This window comes from Moorena sp. (assembly GCF_982860115.1).
Map to the genome: position 1 here is coordinate 1 of NZ_CEYLVT010000042.1, position 16,568 is coordinate 16,568.

Annotated in this window: 14 protein-coding genes and 1 pseudogene; 6 read left to right on the plus strand and 9 right to left on the minus strand. The window is 44.5% G+C overall.

Features of this window, described 5'->3' with window-relative positions:
* A pseudogene (locus AC4II3_RS09825) lies at positions 1-860 on the plus strand (calcium-binding protein); the annotation flags it as partial.
* Positions 861-1,121: 261 nt separating this feature from the next.
* Here AC4II3_RS09825 and AC4II3_RS09830 read toward each other — a convergent pair.
* Both AC4II3_RS09830 and thrS read right to left on the minus strand, forming a co-directional pair.
* Entirely contained in the window at positions 1,122-1,766 is a 645-nt protein-coding gene (locus tag AC4II3_RS09830; protein ID WP_488015479.1) for a hypothetical protein, read from the minus strand.
* A gap of 935 nt (positions 1,767-2,701) precedes the next feature.
* Positions 2,702-4,519: a threonine--tRNA ligase gene (gene thrS, locus AC4II3_RS09835; protein WP_488015487.1), complete on the minus strand. Its 1,818-nt coding sequence runs from the start codon at positions 4,517-4,519 to the stop codon at positions 2,702-2,704.
* 563 nt (positions 4,520-5,082) lie between these two features.
* Here thrS and AC4II3_RS09840 point away from each other — a divergent pair.
* Both AC4II3_RS09840 and AC4II3_RS09845 read left to right on the plus strand, forming a co-directional pair.
* A complete protein-coding gene (locus tag AC4II3_RS09840) occupies positions 5,083-5,430 on the plus strand; it encodes a DUF2605 domain-containing protein (RefSeq protein WP_488015481.1) in 348 nt (115 codons plus the stop codon).
* A gap of 147 nt (positions 5,431-5,577) precedes the next feature.
* Complete coding sequence (locus AC4II3_RS09845; protein WP_488015483.1) at positions 5,578-5,916, plus strand: DUF2973 domain-containing protein; 339 nt, start codon at positions 5,578-5,580, stop codon at positions 5,914-5,916.
* 203 nt (positions 5,917-6,119) lie between these two features.
* Here the strand turns inward: AC4II3_RS09845 and AC4II3_RS09850 are convergent, their stop codons facing one another.
* From AC4II3_RS09850 to AC4II3_RS09860, 3 genes are all read right to left on the minus strand, one after another.
* Positions 6,120-7,028 (minus strand): H-type lectin domain-containing protein, encoded by a 909-nt coding sequence (locus tag AC4II3_RS09850; RefSeq protein WP_488015485.1) that lies wholly within the window; start codon positions 7,026-7,028, stop codon positions 6,120-6,122.
* Between the two features lie 761 nt (positions 7,029-7,789).
* Positions 7,790-8,371, minus strand: a complete 582-nt coding sequence (locus tag AC4II3_RS09855) for a hypothetical protein (RefSeq protein ID WP_488015206.1) — start codon at positions 8,369-8,371, stop codon at positions 7,790-7,792.
* Between the two features lie 853 nt (positions 8,372-9,224).
* Positions 9,225-9,884 carry a GNAT family N-acetyltransferase gene (locus tag AC4II3_RS09860; protein ID WP_488015204.1) on the minus strand — a complete coding sequence of 220 codons (660 nt, stop codon included), beginning with the start codon at positions 9,882-9,884 and terminating at the stop codon, positions 9,225-9,227.
* A 425-nt stretch (positions 9,885-10,309) separates the two neighbouring features.
* Here AC4II3_RS09860 and glcD point away from each other — a divergent pair, with 425 nt between their 5' ends.
* Positions 10,310-11,773 carry a glycolate oxidase subunit GlcD gene (glcD, locus tag AC4II3_RS09865; protein ID WP_488015202.1) on the plus strand — a complete coding sequence of 488 codons (1,464 nt, stop codon included), beginning with the start codon at positions 10,310-10,312 and terminating at the stop codon, positions 11,771-11,773.
* 92 nt (positions 11,774-11,865) lie between these two features.
* Here the strand turns inward: glcD and AC4II3_RS09870 are convergent, their stop codons facing one another.
* Both AC4II3_RS09870 and AC4II3_RS09875 read right to left on the minus strand, forming a co-directional pair.
* Positions 11,866-12,108: a hypothetical protein gene (locus AC4II3_RS09870; protein WP_488015200.1), complete on the minus strand. Its 243-nt coding sequence runs from the start codon at positions 12,106-12,108 to the stop codon at positions 11,866-11,868.
* Between the two features lie 65 nt (positions 12,109-12,173).
* A complete protein-coding gene (locus tag AC4II3_RS09875) occupies positions 12,174-12,473 on the minus strand; it encodes a hypothetical protein (RefSeq protein WP_488015198.1) in 300 nt (99 codons plus the stop codon).
* Between the two features lie 278 nt (positions 12,474-12,751).
* Here AC4II3_RS09875 and AC4II3_RS09880 point away from each other — a divergent pair, with 278 nt between their 5' ends.
* Positions 12,752-13,198: a DUF4332 domain-containing protein gene (locus tag AC4II3_RS09880; RefSeq protein WP_488015196.1), complete on the plus strand. Its 447-nt coding sequence runs from the start codon at positions 12,752-12,754 to the stop codon at positions 13,196-13,198.
* Positions 13,199-13,259: 61 nt separating this feature from the next.
* On the opposite strand, the gene AC4II3_RS09885 is transcribed toward AC4II3_RS09880, so the two are convergent.
* On the minus strand, positions 13,260-13,874 hold the full coding sequence (locus AC4II3_RS09885) for a TetR/AcrR family transcriptional regulator (protein WP_070396818.1): 615 nt from the start codon (positions 13,872-13,874) through the stop codon (positions 13,260-13,262).
* Positions 13,875-14,726: 852 nt separating this feature from the next.
* Here AC4II3_RS09885 and AC4II3_RS09890 point away from each other — a divergent pair.
* Positions 14,727-16,349 carry a M16 family metallopeptidase gene (locus tag AC4II3_RS09890; protein WP_488029197.1) on the plus strand — a complete coding sequence of 541 codons (1,623 nt, stop codon included), beginning with the start codon at positions 14,727-14,729 and terminating at the stop codon, positions 16,347-16,349.
* Here AC4II3_RS09890 and AC4II3_RS09895 read toward each other — a convergent pair.
* On the minus strand, positions 16,343-16,568 hold a 226-nt coding region (locus tag AC4II3_RS09895), incomplete at its 5' end, for a hypothetical protein (protein ID WP_488010980.1). The genes AC4II3_RS09890 and AC4II3_RS09895 overlap by 7 nt on opposite strands.

Sequence of the window (16,568 nt, forward strand, 5' to 3'; positions counted from 1 at the left end):
GGTTGTATGCAGGAAACTTCGATTATTACCTGTCTGGGGCTTGGACCCATGAAGAGAATCAGTTAGGTGCGCTTTTCAAGCCAGGGTTTTACATCATGAATCACCCAATTGCGATTCCTAAACTGGTGGCAACTCCTCTTACCTTCGTTGTCTTCGTGGCGCTCAGTTGTGTAATTTGTACCAAGCTAGAGAAGCTATACAAAGCTGCTCTGTGGCGAAAAAACCAATCTCTCAATCGCGAGCAGGTATTGCACCAAGTCTTTTCCATTTGTACCTTTATTGCGTTTAACTTCTTCTTCATCTACGGGGGTCGTCCCGAAATTAATCGCTTCCCTGTTCTAGTGCAATTCCTGTTTCAGAGTGTAGTAATTCTGGTGAGCAGCTTATGGCTTTATCAAACTTGGGGTCGTAGTTTTTACCAATATATCCAGGAGAGTTTGGCAGACAAGTTGCGCCGTCAACTGAAGAAGCTATCCTTGGACTTCCCGGAATTTCTGGAAGGTCGTTCGGTGGATGATCTCAAATCTCAGGAATTACACATCCTGGCTAAAACCCTAACAGGTGCTAACCAACAATACTGCTTGAGGGTATACAACTGCTTGAGGGTATACAAAGGGGTGCTAAAAGAAGCGATCCAAGCTGGACATGTGAATTTCTCTAGTAGTTTCGGGGATCTCTTTCCGATCCGGTATGAACTGGGTATCAACGATCAGCAACATGATGAGCTTTTAAAAGAACTTCGTAACGAGCAAGAAAACTTCCCGAATCCTCGACAAAACTTCCCGAATCCTCGACAAAACTCCCCGGAAATTCCACTAGCAGGAAAGAGCCGCGGTGAGCAATTCTTATACAAAGACTAAGTTATAAATTCTGGCTCTCCTAGGGTGGTTATGACAAATTAGTATAAAATAATCGCTATAACCCTTAATAAGTAAGGCTTTGATTAATTTAAAAATGCAATTTTTAGAAAAATTGATTTTTAGTTTACTGAATCCCTTGCTAGTTAAGGTTTTAAGCCCATTTAAACTACTCATTTACTATAATCAGTCTAGGAGAGCCTAAATTCTTAGTATTAACAGCTACAATTAATGGGGAGAAGGAGCAACTAATGGCTTCAATATCTAAAAACTTAGTATCCCTCGATTTTTCTCGAATGTCCACTTGTTTAACGCAGCGTTTGAATCCACATCAGAGGTAACCGTTAGAGCATTGGAGGTGGGATTCCCGGCATTAGAACTTGTCCCTTCAGCTAGGTTAATGGCTGATGTATTGTCTACAGTCGTACCGGAGGGAAACTGGACTCGAATCTCCAAGTTTACCGGGGAACCGGCTGGAATCGGTGAATTATACTCAACGGTAGCCAATCCTGTATCCTCGTCATAGCTGACAGTAGCAGGACGTCCAGGAAGGATGCTGACATTGTTAGAAGACCAATCAATCTCAGGAGGGAGTTGGTCAGTAATCACCACATCCTCGCAGTCATCATCTCCACTACAGGAGACGCGGATGGTGTAGATAAATTCTTGTCCTGATGGCACTTCTGTAACGATATTACCATCAGCATCATTAGCAACTTTTACCAACTGGAGTTGGGAATCAGCCCATACTGGAGTCGCGTAACCTGCGATCGCACTGACTATCATCACACTGCCAATCAGTGTCTGGCCAGGAAACTGGCAAGGAAAAATTTTCCCTAGAGGATGGGGTAGGCTTTTTGAACCCACATCGGGTGCGATCCCTTGGAGATAGTTCAATAAAGATTTCATGACTGGCCGCGATGAATAATGAGAATTGAGAAATTAAACTAAACACGTTTTTATAGAGAAATCCGCTATCGAGAGATTACTCAAAGGATAGGGAGTCAAACACAAATAAACTGAAACACAAATTAACTATATAACCCCATGGTGTGTGCCCAATTGGTTGTGCTAAAGGCCAAGTGAAAACCCGCCATAGTTAGTCAGTAAATCTCCCGAGTGAGAACACAGCTTTTTCGTTAATTAGTGCTATTTTGTGTGCAAAGCGATGCTCGGTACGAGCCGCTACGCGAACGCACCCTGATTTTCAGCTGGTTTTAACTCGTCTAGTTAAACTTTTGTTATTCTCCTAATCTAGCCTTTATAAATGAGATGTAAACACATGAGATTTTTTTTATTGTCAAATAAAACTCCTTATCTCTTTACCCTATTGCCTTTTGCCTATTGTATTTTTTCTTTTACTGCGTTTTTTTGTTTACAACCGAAATAAATACCCTATTTATAATTTCCTGATTTAACCTGCTGTTGCCTAGATATAATTACTGAAATTTCAGCGGAAATTTAACAATTTTAAATAGATAATATCCGTGAATTCCACATGATCATCTTTTGGGAAGCAGCTTCTTAACTGGAATAGCACTGACTTAAAAGTTGGAAAAGACTTAAGATCGGGATAAAAGAGGGAAGATGGGGAGGATGGAGAACCAAAAGTGTTGAGTCGCTTAACAAAACTTAATGTAAATAGTTATAGGAATTCTATAAAGCGAAAAATTGCTAAAAATATAGGCTCTGCCATACCTGTGGTGATCAGCTGTTAGGCATTAAAAATGCCTGACAGCAAGGCATAAGGCAGAAGCAATGCATCTCCCTCGTTATAGATTGACAACAAAAAGATGCACCGAGTCAAAACTCGGTGCATCGCTACTCCCTACTACCTTGAGAGTCTAAAAATTCTCCCGATTCCGATTTGCCTGCTCCATCTTTTCTACAACCAGGTCTATGGGCATCATTCCTAATTCCCCAGCGGCACGGGTACGAATATTCAAACTGTTTGCTTCGACTTCCTTGGCACCAATCACACTCATCACCGGGATTTTAGCCTTTTCGGCATTACGAATTGCTTTACCGAGCCTTTCCCCACTGGTATCGACTTCTGCTCGAATGCCATGCGATCGCATTTTTGCTGCCACTTCCTGAGCAAAAGGCAACTGTGCGTCCCCAACTGGCAACAATCGTGCTTGTACAGGTGCTAACCAGAAGGGGAAGTCTCCCCCATACTGTTCAATCAATATCCCAGTTAGCCGCTCGATAGACCCAAAGGGGGCACGGTGAATCATAATCGGGCGTTGGCGAGTGCCATCTTCTGCCACATACTCCAAATCAAATCGTTCTGGCAAGTTGTAATCCACCTGTACTGTTCCTAACTGCCATTCCCTGTCCAGGATATCCCGGAAGATAAAGTCCAGTTTAGGACCGTAAAATGCCGCTTCCCCTGGTGCTTCAAAGGATTCCATGCCCAAGGTATCCACAGCACGGCGAATTGCTCCTTGGGCTTTTTCCCAAGCCTGATCGGAACCAATATACTTATCCGAGGCCGGGTCACGGAAACTCAACCGTGCTTTAAAGTTCTTCAGTTGCAGACTTTTGAACACTGACAGGATTAAATCCACCACACTGATGAATTCCTGATCCAACTGATCCGGCATCACAAATAGGTGAGAATCATCCACCGTGAAACCGCGCACCCTGGTTAACCCCCCCAGTTCCCCAGATTGCTCATAGCGATATACTGTACCAAATTCTGCCAAGCGCATGGGCAATTCCCGGTAGGAGCGCAATTCACTCTTATAAATTTGGATATGGAAGGGGCAATTCATCGGCTTTAGGACAAACCCTTGTTCTGCGGCTGCTGCTTCCTCATCCTCAGCCATCATCGGGAACATATCCTCTTTATAGTTCTGCCAGTGACCGGATACCTTAAACAAGTCCACTCGACCAATATGGGGTGTCACCACTGGTAGATAACCTCGTTTAACCTGTTCTTGCTTGAGGAAATCTTCCAAAAGGGTACGCAAAACTGTTCCTTTCGGGGTCCACAGGGGTAATCCTGGTCCAACCGGGTCAGAAAAAATAAACAGTCCCAGTTCCTTACCCAGCTTACGGTGATCCCGTTTCAGGGCTTCTTGCTTACGGCGCTTATATTCCTGTAGTTGCTCTGGGTTTTCCCAAGCTGTACCATAAATGCGCTGGAGTTGAGCATTACTCGCATCCCCTCGCCAGTAAGCCCCAGCAACACTTTCCAATTGAATTGCCTTCGGGTTGATTTCACTAGTGTTTTCTACATGGGGACCAGCACACAAATCCCACCACTGATCCCCCAGGTGGTAAATCGAGATCGGGTCTTCTAAATCTGCCAAAATTTCCAGTTTATAGGGTTCACCCAGTTCCTTGATCCGCTGTTGAGCTTCTTCCCGTGGCACCTCTTCCCGAATTACCGGAAGCTTCCGCTTAATGATTTTGACCATTTCCTTTTGGATTTTCTTCAGGTCTTGCTCAGTAAACGGTTCTGGCTGATCAAAATCATAATAAAAACCATTTTCAATCCAAGGACCGATAGTCACCTGAGCCTTCGGAAATAGCTTCTGCACGGCCATTGCCATCACATGGGAGGTCGTATGACGGAGCCTTTTTAGGGTTTCGGATTCGCTAGTACGGGGCAAATGAATTTTTTCAGGCTGTTCGGAGGCTTCTGAGTTAACCATCGGTGACTGTTCTATGGAATTGAATAACGCGCTATGACCGTAACACCAATTTTGTGCTATCCCTCTATGATACAAACCTTGTCTTGATACAAAGGGCGAGTGGGGGAAACCACGGCAGTCGCTCATGGGGGGGACCCCCTTTGGCGGCGCTGCCTCCCCTGTTCCCTTGCTGCATCGCTAGTTTTTGGTAAAGTACATGTTTCTGGTGTAGTACTCTGTCAATTTAGTGTTGAGGGTTAGGGCAAGGGGTTAGGGGTTACGGGTTGGCGTAATGGTTTTGGTACTTAATGGATAACACAGATGCATAGTACAAGGGTGCCTAATTGGCCAAGGTCTGTTTTAGATCATCTCCAGATAATTCCCCTTGATCACAATCTGCCCCATCTGACCATCTGAGCATCAATCCTCTTGATGATGGGTATTAAATCGCACTTGATCTTACCCCTCAATGCAATTTTGATAGAGTAGTAGTCTCTCACAAGTGTTAAGGGTTATGTCAAAAATTGTAAAAAAATGTAAATATAATTAAGGTAGACTATAAAAAAATAAACCGTTTTAATATCATGGATCAACCCCAGCCATCAACACCGGAGTTACTTAAAAGCATCTTGGAACCGCTACTAGTAGATTTTGACTACTGGTTTGAGCGATCGCTTTCGTTGTTAGAAACAGAAGATATCACCTTTTTGACCAAGGAGGAAAAATCTGACCTACTAAAGCGGGTAAAGCAAGCCCAGCAGGAGGTAAATACAGCTAAAATGCTTTTTAACGCTACCGATGGTCAAGTAGGAGTTGAACTTTCTACCATGATGCCATGGCACCAATTAGTGAGAGAATGTTGGGGAGTGGCAATCCGGTGGCGATCATTGGCATCCGGTGCATCCGAGTCAGCGGCCTCAGGGAATGACTAATCTTGGCGCACCTAGATTCAGGAAATGATTGAGGAAATAGTGGACTACCGTTTGTTAAGGTTAACTAACCACCTATAAAAAGCCGTTTTTTATCCCTGAGCAAGACAAGGAGTTAAAGACCAACTATTCGGTCGGGAGGACAATACGATGTTACACCTAATTTATCTAATTGCCTTTACTGTTTTAGCATTTTTAGCGATTGGGAATTTAATTCGTAACCTATTAAGTTTGAGTTTTGATTCCCAGCGTTGTTTCTCACCATCCGGAAAATCACCCACCCAATGGGGACGGAATCAAGTGAATGCCAATCCATCTCCTGCTAAGTCAGTACCGCACCCGGAACTGCTTGATGATAGTGGCAACCCTATTAATGAACCCCTGTTAGTGATGCGGTCAATGACCGTTGAAGACGCTCGCCAACAGTTAGACGCTATATACAATTCTTCTCCCGGTAACAGCAAGGGGAAGACAGAAGACAACCAATAGTCTATTGATTTCAGGTTAAGGCTAGACAAAGGGAAAGGGGATAACCAAAAGTATTTCCCCTGACCGAATTAGTTGCTGGAAAAACTATAGCGCTGCGAGCCGGGAATAGGGAATAGGGTATAGGGTATAGCGATGCAGCGCTGAATCGATTTTCCTTGACAGACAGCATTCAATTATAAGTATTAAACTGGAATCGATCCGATTTATTTGCCATAGGCAAACCAACTTGCATTAGCGCTGTAAACCCGCGTGTCTCCCCAGGTTTCCAATACATAATGAAACCCCTCTCGATTGACATGAGTTACATCAACTTTTAATCGGAGATTTTCATCATTATCACTATCGATATCGTTTAAAGCAATATAAACCACAGGATCGGAAGAAAAGTTCGTATTAAACTTTTGCTCACCTGATATTCTTCGTCTGCCATCACCTTTTGATAAATTACCTTCCCTAACAGAAATTTCTCCACTCTCCAGTTTAATCTGTGAACTAGCTACTTCTTCGATACTTCTAGAGATAGTAATCAACTGATTACTATCTTGAGTTAAGTTATTGATCCGCTCAACTATATCTCCCAAGGCGACTGGGTCTGATTCTATAAGAGCATTAAGTTTTTTCTCTATACTAGAAGCGTTGATATCTAAGCTTTCCACCTTACTATTTAGATAGTGAGCTTGTTTTTGATAATCTTGAGTTTGGGTTTTGATAGTTTGAGTTTGTTGCTGAAGAACTTGCAGATCAACTCGGTTATCAAATAGAGAGTTATTTATACGTTTGTTGAGTTTATCAAGTTGTTTTTGTTGGTCTTTGATATGTGCTTTTACCGAACTATCAACAAGACTAGACATAACTACAAAACCACTGACTGTGGTCAATAGGGTAGTGAAAACCAACAAGCCAATCACTAGGTGAAATTGTGTTCTGAATTCCTTCCTGAGTTCCTCAGCTATTTTGGGTGAAAATAGTTGTAATTCTGTATAAATTAAAGCTCTGATATCTGTAGAGCGCTTATCCAGATAACTTCGGTAGGTATCTAGTTCTTTCTTGAGATCATCTCGTTCGCTTCTTAGGCGATCGATAGTTTTTTTAAGTATGTCAAAATCATTCATAGTAACCAATTAGCTAAATACCGACAATTCCATGTCTTGATGCAGTCGCTCATGGGGGGAACCATGCCAGTTGCTCATGGCGCATGGTTCTGTGTGCGGAACCTGCGTCCGCACCTGTCTTGATGCAGTCGCTCATGGGGGAAACCACGGCAGTTGCTCATGGGGGAACCACGGCAGTCGCTCATGGGGGAAACCCCCAAGACCCCACTGCCTCCCCAAGACCGTAATGGTACGCTTTCCGTAGGCGAATTAAATTCGCCACGGGTCGTACCTCTGCATCGCTCTCCAGCCCCGTGGGAACCCCCGCAGGTCAGCGCTGCCTCCCCAAGACCGTAATGGTGCGTTTGACCCGTAATTAAATTCGCCACGGGTCGCACCTCTGCATCGCTATGGGCTGTTATAGCTGAAATTTCTTAATTCGCCAACTACAGAGGCTGATATGATGGCAGCAAGATAATCCATGGTGAACAGTAAATGGTGATAGGTAGGGGTTTGGCAAAATTATCTCTTATATCATGTCAGGATAATTACCCTTAATAAAAATCTCCCCCATCTCCCGATATTCCCCTCCTGGGAGGGGTTAGGGGTGGGTTCCCATCTCCCGATATTCCCCTCCTGGGAGGGGTTAGGGGTGGGTTCCCACCCTCCCCACCCTTCCAACACTCTCCATTAATTATGGGTATTCAACCAGACTTGATATTACCCATTAAAAAATTTTCTAATCAATTGAGACGATCAGCATCAGCCAAAGGATTCCAGACTTAATGCTCATGGTGAGGGGCATTACGTACCTTCCTGATTGTATAGGGCAAAACCCCTACCAGCAGAGCAAAGGCTTCATCTGGCAGTTGGGCAATAGTGTTGGCATCAAAACCAAATCCCTCAAACTGTTCAAGAATCTGTTGGGTTCGTTGTATAGGACTTGGATATTCTGTAATTTGTTTAGTCAGTCGAATCCATTGCCGCCGAATCAAATAAGCACGCCGTCGCTCCTCAGCTGATTCTGGAGAAATCAATGATAGATTGCCCACTGGCACTACTCCCTGACAATCAAGATCAAATATTCCTCCTACAGCCGAACCTGGTCCTGCAAATTCTGCATGGTAGTGTTTATATATGATTAGGCCATTGCGACGCCTACTATTAACAATTAACAATTGTTTATCCCGAAATTGCGAGAGAATTTCTGATGGCTGTGAGTCTCTCATCTTATTCTTGCAGGGGTTCAGGCTTTCCTGGTTCATGCCACTTAGGGGTTGAGGATTGGCGAGACCCTGGTTGTGAGCAACCACCTCCTTTGGGTAAAAAGCTATCTGGTAATAGTCTTGGTATTTACTCTCCATCTCAAACTATATGGCGTAATATCTTAGAGCAGGTAAGCACCCAAGCTAAAAGCCCCGATCCGCTTTCCTTAAAGAAGCGATGCCTCAGGTGCGACCCGTGGGGAATTTAATTCTTAACGCGGAAAGCGCACCTAAGAGGTCTTGGGGAGGCAGCGCCGACCTGCGGGGGTTCCCACGGGGCTGGAGAGCGATGCAGCAAGGGAACAGGGGAGGCAGTGCCTTCACGCGGGGGTTCCCCCCATGAGCAACTGCCGTGGTTTCCCCCATGAGCGACTGCATCAAGACAGGTGCGGACGCAGGTTCCGCACACAGACCCATGCGCCATGAGCGACTGCCGTGGTTTCCCCCACTCGCGCTTTGCATCAAGACACTGTAAGTTTTTGAAAATACACAAAACGGAGAGTCAAGTTTAACTACCATTTCCAACTATAAACTTGGGTTTAACCTAAATTTATAGTTATCAAAAAACACCTCAAAATGGCTTCAAGACACCAAAACTTTGTATGACTAGATACTAAATTATAGATTATTGGTATCAATAGCTACAATTTATCGGTATAAAGCAACTTTTGTGGTTTAGTACCGTAGATCTCATGGGATTTACAAGTAGACCGTAACACAAATCAACTAAATTTCGACCCTGGCGAGGTCTTCAAACAACAATTTTCTTGAAAGCTTTATCAATAACCCCCTTTTTGATCTGTTACCAAAAACGATACTCTGCTACAGATAGTCTGAGCAAAAGTGTAGGATTGTAAAATATTTTGTTTATTTTGTCAATGTGATAAATCACCAAATGTAAAATCTATCTGTTATTCGTCAGCTTGATAACTCCATTATGACCAAATTCAGCCTACTGAGACAGACTCTGATCCTGTGAACTAAGACTAGCAGGATTAATCTGCTTGTGTAAGAGCAGGCGTTTGGGAAGCCTAAGCAATCCTCCGGTATAGCTTGGTTCTACCCGATCCAGTTCATATCCCCTCTTGAGATAAAGTTGCCTGGCCTGATAATTGTTTTCCAAAACATGCAAGTAGAGGTCTTGGAAGCCCCATTCTAGGGCAGTTTGCTCACAAGCAAACAGCAAATTTTCCCCGACTCCTTGCCGCCGACAAGACTTTCTGACAGCCAGATTGGAGAGGTAAAGATGTTGGCAGTTGGGCTTTGGCCAACAATAGCGAGAACGGAGTGTTAGCTCTACAGTACCAGCTAGCAGCTGACTGGTACCAGCAGAACCGGGAACGGTAGTGACGGCGACTAAACACAGGTAATGGGGTAAACTAGATCGCAGTCTGTGGCGCAAATCTTCGTAAATACCCAGTCTTAATAGAGGGTGAACCCAGCTGATGAGCCCTTTTTGAGGGTGAAAGCTATCTGCAAGAATATCTGCTAAGGTGCTAATATCCTCAGATTGAGCAGCACGTATAGTGACTTGAGATATACCACCAGCCAAGGTATCTTGACCAGTAGGGACAGATTTATGAAGGGTTAAGAAAGAAAAGCAGGAATCCACAACTACAAAATTAAAATTATTTGGGAATGGTAAACTCTATTATTTGGGAATGGTAAACTCTAACTAAAGTATGTAGACTATACGCCGAAGGGGTTATAAGTTCCCCCCCCCTAGCTTCCGGTAGGTTAAAGGCACCAGAAGGTATATGGCTAAGAACTCAGCAAGGAGGTATGAGCAATTGAGCTCGAAACTATTTACCCCATTTCAGGCCAGGTAAATATTAAGGTAAATAGGAGACATTAAACGTTATACTTCATAATTAATACCTTTTTGAGAAATTTGATCAAAATCGGCTGACGGGATTAGCAAAGCGTGATTCCCGACCACCTTAAACTAGAAAGTCTTCAACGTCAGGTAGTTCACACACCTTAAACTAGAAAGTCTTCAACGTCAGGTAGTTCACATTATTCTATCGCTATTGAAATATGACGAATCATAAGACTGACTGGACCCCAATCATTAAGAAATTTGTTGCGATAGTAGGCAAAAATGGTGTGGTTCAACGTCGTGAAGAATTGCTGACCTATGAATGTGATGGTCTGGCCAGCTATCGCCAACGACCAGCGGTAGTAGTGCTACCACGCACTACCGAACAAGTCTCAGAGGTGCTTAAGATATGCGATCGCTATTCTATCCCTTGGGTGGCACGGGGTGCTGGCACCGGATTATCCGGTGGTGCTCTACCTATAGAAGATGGTGTGTTGATTGTCACTGCCCTAATGAAGGGGATCCTGGACATTGACCTGGAAAATCAGCGAATCGTAGTACAACCAGGCTTAATCAACAACTGGGTGACCCAAGCGGTAAGTGGTGCGGGTTTCTATTATGCCCCTGATCCCTCCAGTCAAATTATTTGTTCCATTGGTGGCAATGTAGCTGAGAACTCTGGTGGTGTCCATTGCTTAAAATATGGCGTGACCACTAATCACGTCATGGGGTTAAAATTGGTTCTTCCTGACGGTTCAATCGTGGATGTAGGGGGATCAGTTCAAGAAATGCCTGGTTACGACCTAACGGGCTTATTTGTTGGTTCCGAAGGCACCTTGGGGATCGCTACAGAAATTACCCTGCGCATCCTCAAGAGACCAGAATCAATTTGTGTCCTCCTAGCGGACTTTACTAGCATTGAAACTGCTGGTACTGCAGTTACTGACATTATTGGTGCTGGGATCATTCCTGCGGGTATGGAAATGATGGATAATCTCAGCATCAATGCCGTAGAAGACGTAGTGGCAACAGGTTGTTATCCGAGGGATGCTGGAGCCATATTGCTGGTAGAACTCGATGGCTTAAAGGTAGAAGTGGACACTAATAAACAGCGGGTTGCCCAACTGTGTAAAGAGAATGGGGCAAGAAATATCACCACGGCTAGTGACGAAGAAACCCGCCTGAAATTATGGAAAGGTCGCAAAGCGGCTTTTGCTGCCGCAGGGAAGATCAGCCCTAACTATTTCGTTCAAGATGGGGTGATTCCTCGCACTGAGTTAGCGGGTGTTTTGAGCGAGATTGAGGCATTAAGCGAGAAATATGGGTACAAAATAGCCAACGTATTCCACGCGGGTGATGGAAATCTACACCCCCTAATCTTGTACGATGAAAAGGTGCCTGGGGCATTAGAAGAGGTAGAACATGTTGGTGGCGAAATCCTCAAACTCTGTGTGAAAGCAGGGGGGAGTATATCTGGGGAACATGGTATTGGTGCGGATAAGAACTGCTTTATGCCAGATATGTTCACGTATACGGACTTGGAAACGATGAAATGGGTTAATCAGGTATTCAATCCCAAGGGTTTAGCCAATCCAGGCAAGGTATTTCCGACACCCCGAACTTGTGGAGAGGCAGCAAATGCCGGAAAAACAAAGGAATTTGAGTCTATCGAGCGTTTTTAAACTAAGTTTCGTCAGTTGACATACCCAAGGTTATCCAGAACTCAGGAGCTTCGAGTTAGGTTGAGATTAGGGAAAGAAATTTCCTTTTCCTATTACCTTTTGCCTGTTCTCTTTTGCCTTTTGGCGTTGCCAGTCAGTCGCTGATTTTCTTGCCAAGCCACAAAACCAATTCCCCACAAAAAACTCAAACTGACGACTAATCCTGAAGGATTACCAAGACTAAGTAACAGCAAGACGAAAAAAAAACTACCCACTTGAGCCGTTTGCTGGAGTAAGGAATTTAACCCAGCTTTGGCTTCCTGCTCCAAAGAAATTTTGTTACGGCTTAACTTCATTCTAAAACCAACAAAAAAAGGAACTTCCCCGATTAAAAACAGCTATAACAATAAGACTTTATAAACTAAAAATTATTGAAATGTGCCCACAAACGACCAATTATGCGACCAGGAATCAGGATCCAGACCAAAAAATTAGCGGCACCGATGATTAAGCTCGCATAAAATTGGACACCAATGGCACTCTCCATACAAACACTAAAATCTAAGAAGCTGTTGGAGAGAATTAACTGCCCGATTAAACTAGGAATGTAGAGGATTACAAGCAGAGCGATCGCATCCTGAAGGCTCAAGTATACACTTCTCCACATATCCCCTAGTAAAGCTTTACCAAGCTTATCCACAGAAGTCCATATATGTTGCATTAGATTTCTTGGAAGCACAAATGTGATCTGGCCGGTTTTGACACTAAGCCAGTATTCATTTCCAGCGAACCGAGATCCGGATAGTGATGTATGGTGGTTTGTTGAAGGTTGAGCATTGAGTGTTAAGTAACTGTTAACCAACAAGGAACCTTTTGGAAAAGTCCAAGGGATGCAGCGCGGTATCTCATCCAATAGAGAACTGCTATCAGGTATGATTACCCTGTTGCGGTTCGGTGTAGGCTGGATTAATCTAGAAACATCATTTCCCGGTAGTCTAGATGTCTACTAAATCCAAAATTCATCCGAGAACTACCCAAGTCAGCGACTGGTCAATTGAGCAGTTGCCCGGATTAAGTATTCAAGATCAATCAAAACTAAAAGAATTGGGCATTACCACCACTAGGCAGTTGCTCGACAAGGCAAGCACTGGCCAAGCTAAACAAGCGCTAGCTAACCAGTTAAAGGTTAAGACTCAGTACGTCAATAAATGGGTCGCCCTAGCCGATTTAGCTCGTATCCCTAGCATTGGCTGCCAATATTGTGGACTAGTGTTACATGCAGGAATATGCTCTTTAACCCAACTAGCTCAGACTCCCCCTCACCGCTTGCACCAAAATATTTTACGCCTACAGGTAGCAACCATGAAGCGCCGAGACCTTTGTCCTGGTGTTGATCAGGTGGCACGATGGACTAAACAAGCACGAGATTTAGTTAGTAATTGGTAATTTGTTGATTGTTAATTGTTAATTGGCATTTTCAATTTGCGATTTTCCTCGGATTCCTGCTCTATTCCTTCACCAACACTCCGTTGAGGAAAATATCAGCAATGCCTTCTGCCATTTCTTGAATCTCTTTGGGGGAGGCATCTGAATCGAGGATGGTATTGTGGCTGAAACCAGCAACAGCAAACATGCCCAAGAACACCTGAGCCAAAATCTTGGGGTTCATAGGGCGATAAATGCCTCGCTCAATGGCGGTTTCAAAAAAGGCTTCAGCCACATCCGTCATTTTAATAATCACTTCTGACTGAATGCGATCGCGCAATTCTGGGTGGAATTGGGCTTCCATAAAGCATACTCGCATCAGATCCGCATTCTCACCCATACGCATCATTCGCCGCCGCATCATCTGTGCTACTGCTTTATAGCTGCCCATTTCACTGAGTTCCGTGAGCAAATCGGTGAGAATGTCTACCCAACCCTGGGTGGCGACTTCAATCAGGATGGCCTTTTTGTTTTCAAAATGACGAAATAGGGTACCTTCAGCGACCCCAGCAGTACTGGCTAACTCCCTGGTGGTTGTCCCGTTATAACCTCGACTGGCAAACAAACGTCGTGCTGCTGTCAGGATACGTTGCCTGGTCTCTGTCTCTGACTGAGTTGGCTGATTGATTATTCCCATGGGTGTCAAAATGAAACTTGTAGCGCTATTATCCAAATTGTCCAACACTTCACCCCATAATTGTCAAATTTGAGACAGAGTTGGCTTGAGTTTCTAGTAGTAGGTGATGGTAATCATGCCTTGATTGTGACCAAAAATTTGGGTTTCAAGCTGGCCTTGGCCTATTGGCCACGCGGGGCGCGTTTGGCCATGCTACTTGAGGTGCCCATAAGCGGGCGACTTTTCCGGAATTTGTCAAGGCAAAGGTTTATAATACAATAAGTGTGTAGAAAGCGCACAGGTAGGATTCGTCGGTACTACCTGATTCAATAACGAGCGTTTTGCGATGCTAGTACACGAGGCGCGAAAAACCTCGCCGGTGCGCTTTCCGTTCTCCGTAGGAGACGCGGGGCGCGTTCGGCGAATTTAATTCGCCACGGGTCGCACCGCTAAAACGCATGGGTCTTAACGGATACCGAAAACCAGTAAAGTAGCAAATTCAAAATATATAACGTACCGTGGGGCACACGGGAACGAGGGAAGGGAGAAACAGTTATATTAGACACTCCTAGTACCTAGCGCTTAGGGAGATAAGCCCACTGGGATTAGTTAAGTTAGGCTTGATGCTTGGTTGCTGATTGAACGGGTATTTGGCTTGAATATTGCCTTTGCTGGATAGCTAATTTCAAGGCGTGTCGTAGAACTAAGAATCCCCGTTCTTACTTCGGCGGGGAGTGTCAAACACTTGATGAAGAGACGCTAGCTTATTAGTTGTTAACCTCACGCCGCCTCTAGGCGGTACCACTACATCCCACCCTAGAAAGCGGTGGGCGTTGTGGGAGAGTTCTGTAAGTTCGTTATTGCCACCCTTGTATGACTAAACAGAATGGATTGGTCGTGTTTCTCCAGCGTGTTGCTGATCAATTAAGACCACTTCGGTGCTTATTCAAGACAGGATATACCAAGTCCCTATTAATTATACCTTATCTGGGGGCGGCAATCCTAATCTGGGGAACATTCTCGACTATTGCATTAGCCCGTAGTGAAACCCCAGCATCACCTTCAACCTCAATCCAACCCTATCTAGACCGGGTGATCGAACGGGTAACGGAGTTTACCCTGGATAATGGCATGAAGTTCATTGTCCTGGAAAACCACGAAGCACCAGTAGTTTCCCTTCTTACCTATGCCGATGTAGGTGGTGTGGATGAACCGGATGGCAAAACCGGTGTGGCTCACTTCTTAGAACATTTAGCGTTTAAAGGTACCACCCGGATTGGTACTACCAACTATGAGGCAGAAAAAATTCTGCTAGACAAGTTGGACGAGTTGAAGACACAAATTAAAGAATATCAAGCCACTGGGAATGAGGCAGAGGTGGCTAAGTTAAAGGAAGAGTTTGCCCAAGTCGAAGCTGAGGCGGCTAAGTATGTCCAGCAGAATGAGTTGGGTCAGATTATTGAGCAATTAGGAGGCGTGGGCTTGAATGCCGCAACGTCTACGGATTATACGGTGTACTTCTACAGCTTGCCATCGAACAAATTAGAGCTGTGGATGTCCCTAGAGTCGGAACGCTTCCTTGAGCCAGTATTTCGAGAATTTTATAAGGAACAACAGGTAATCCTCGAAGAGCGTCGTCTGCGCACTGATAACTCTCCGATCGGTCAAATGATTGAGTCGTTCTTGGATACTGCCTATACCAAGCACCCTTATCGGCGTCCGGTGATTGGCTACAACAAAGACATTCGCAATCTTACTCGCCAAGATGTTCAGGAGTTTTTTGACACTTACTATAGTCCGAATAACTTAACTGTAGCTATTGCGGGAGATGTGGATCCAAAGCAGGTGAAACGGCTAGCTAAAGTCTACTTTGGACGCTACAACCATCAAAGGGAAATTCCTAAAGTCACTACGGTAGAACCACCACAGTCCGAAACCAAGGAAGTTACCTTGAAATTACCCTCCCAACCCTGGTACTTGGAAGGATACCATCGACCAGGGATTACCCATCCTGACCATGTGGTTTATGAAATTATGGGCAATTTGCTGAGTGATGGTCGAACCTCTCGCCTATATAAGTCTCTGGTAGAAGGGAAACAAGTAGCCCTATCGGCGGCAGGGTTTAGTGGCTTTCCTGGTGATAAATATCCTAATTTAATGTTGTTCTATGCCCTCACTTCACCAGGACACACGGTGGAAGAGGTGGCAAGTGCATTGGCAGAAGACATTGAAAAGCTCAAAACTGAACCAGTTTCACCCCAAGAATTGGAACGGGTAAAAACTCAGGCAAGGGCTAGCTTATTGCGATCGCTTGATTCCAATATGGGTATGGCCAGAAATTTGGCAACCTATGAGGTCAAAACAGGTGATTGGCGTAACTTATTCAAGGAAATAGAAGATATAGAGGCAGTGAGTGCAGCAGACATTCAGCGGGTAGCTCAGGCAACCTTTCGACCAGAAAACCGCACAATTGGACGGATTTTACCAAATCAGTAACTCAACAGTTCTCCGTTGAAGGTAGATCTCCGTTGAAAGTTGAAAGTTGAAAGTTGAAAGTTGTTCGCGTAGCGTGGCCAATAGGCCAAGGTTAAAGCTAGATCTCCGTTGAAAGTTGAATGTTGAATGTTGTTTGGTTGTTCATGCCCAGGGGTCTGATGTAGGGTAGGTGGTTTGGTTGAAGGGTAAAGGTTGTCATCGGTAACCTTCAACCTCCTA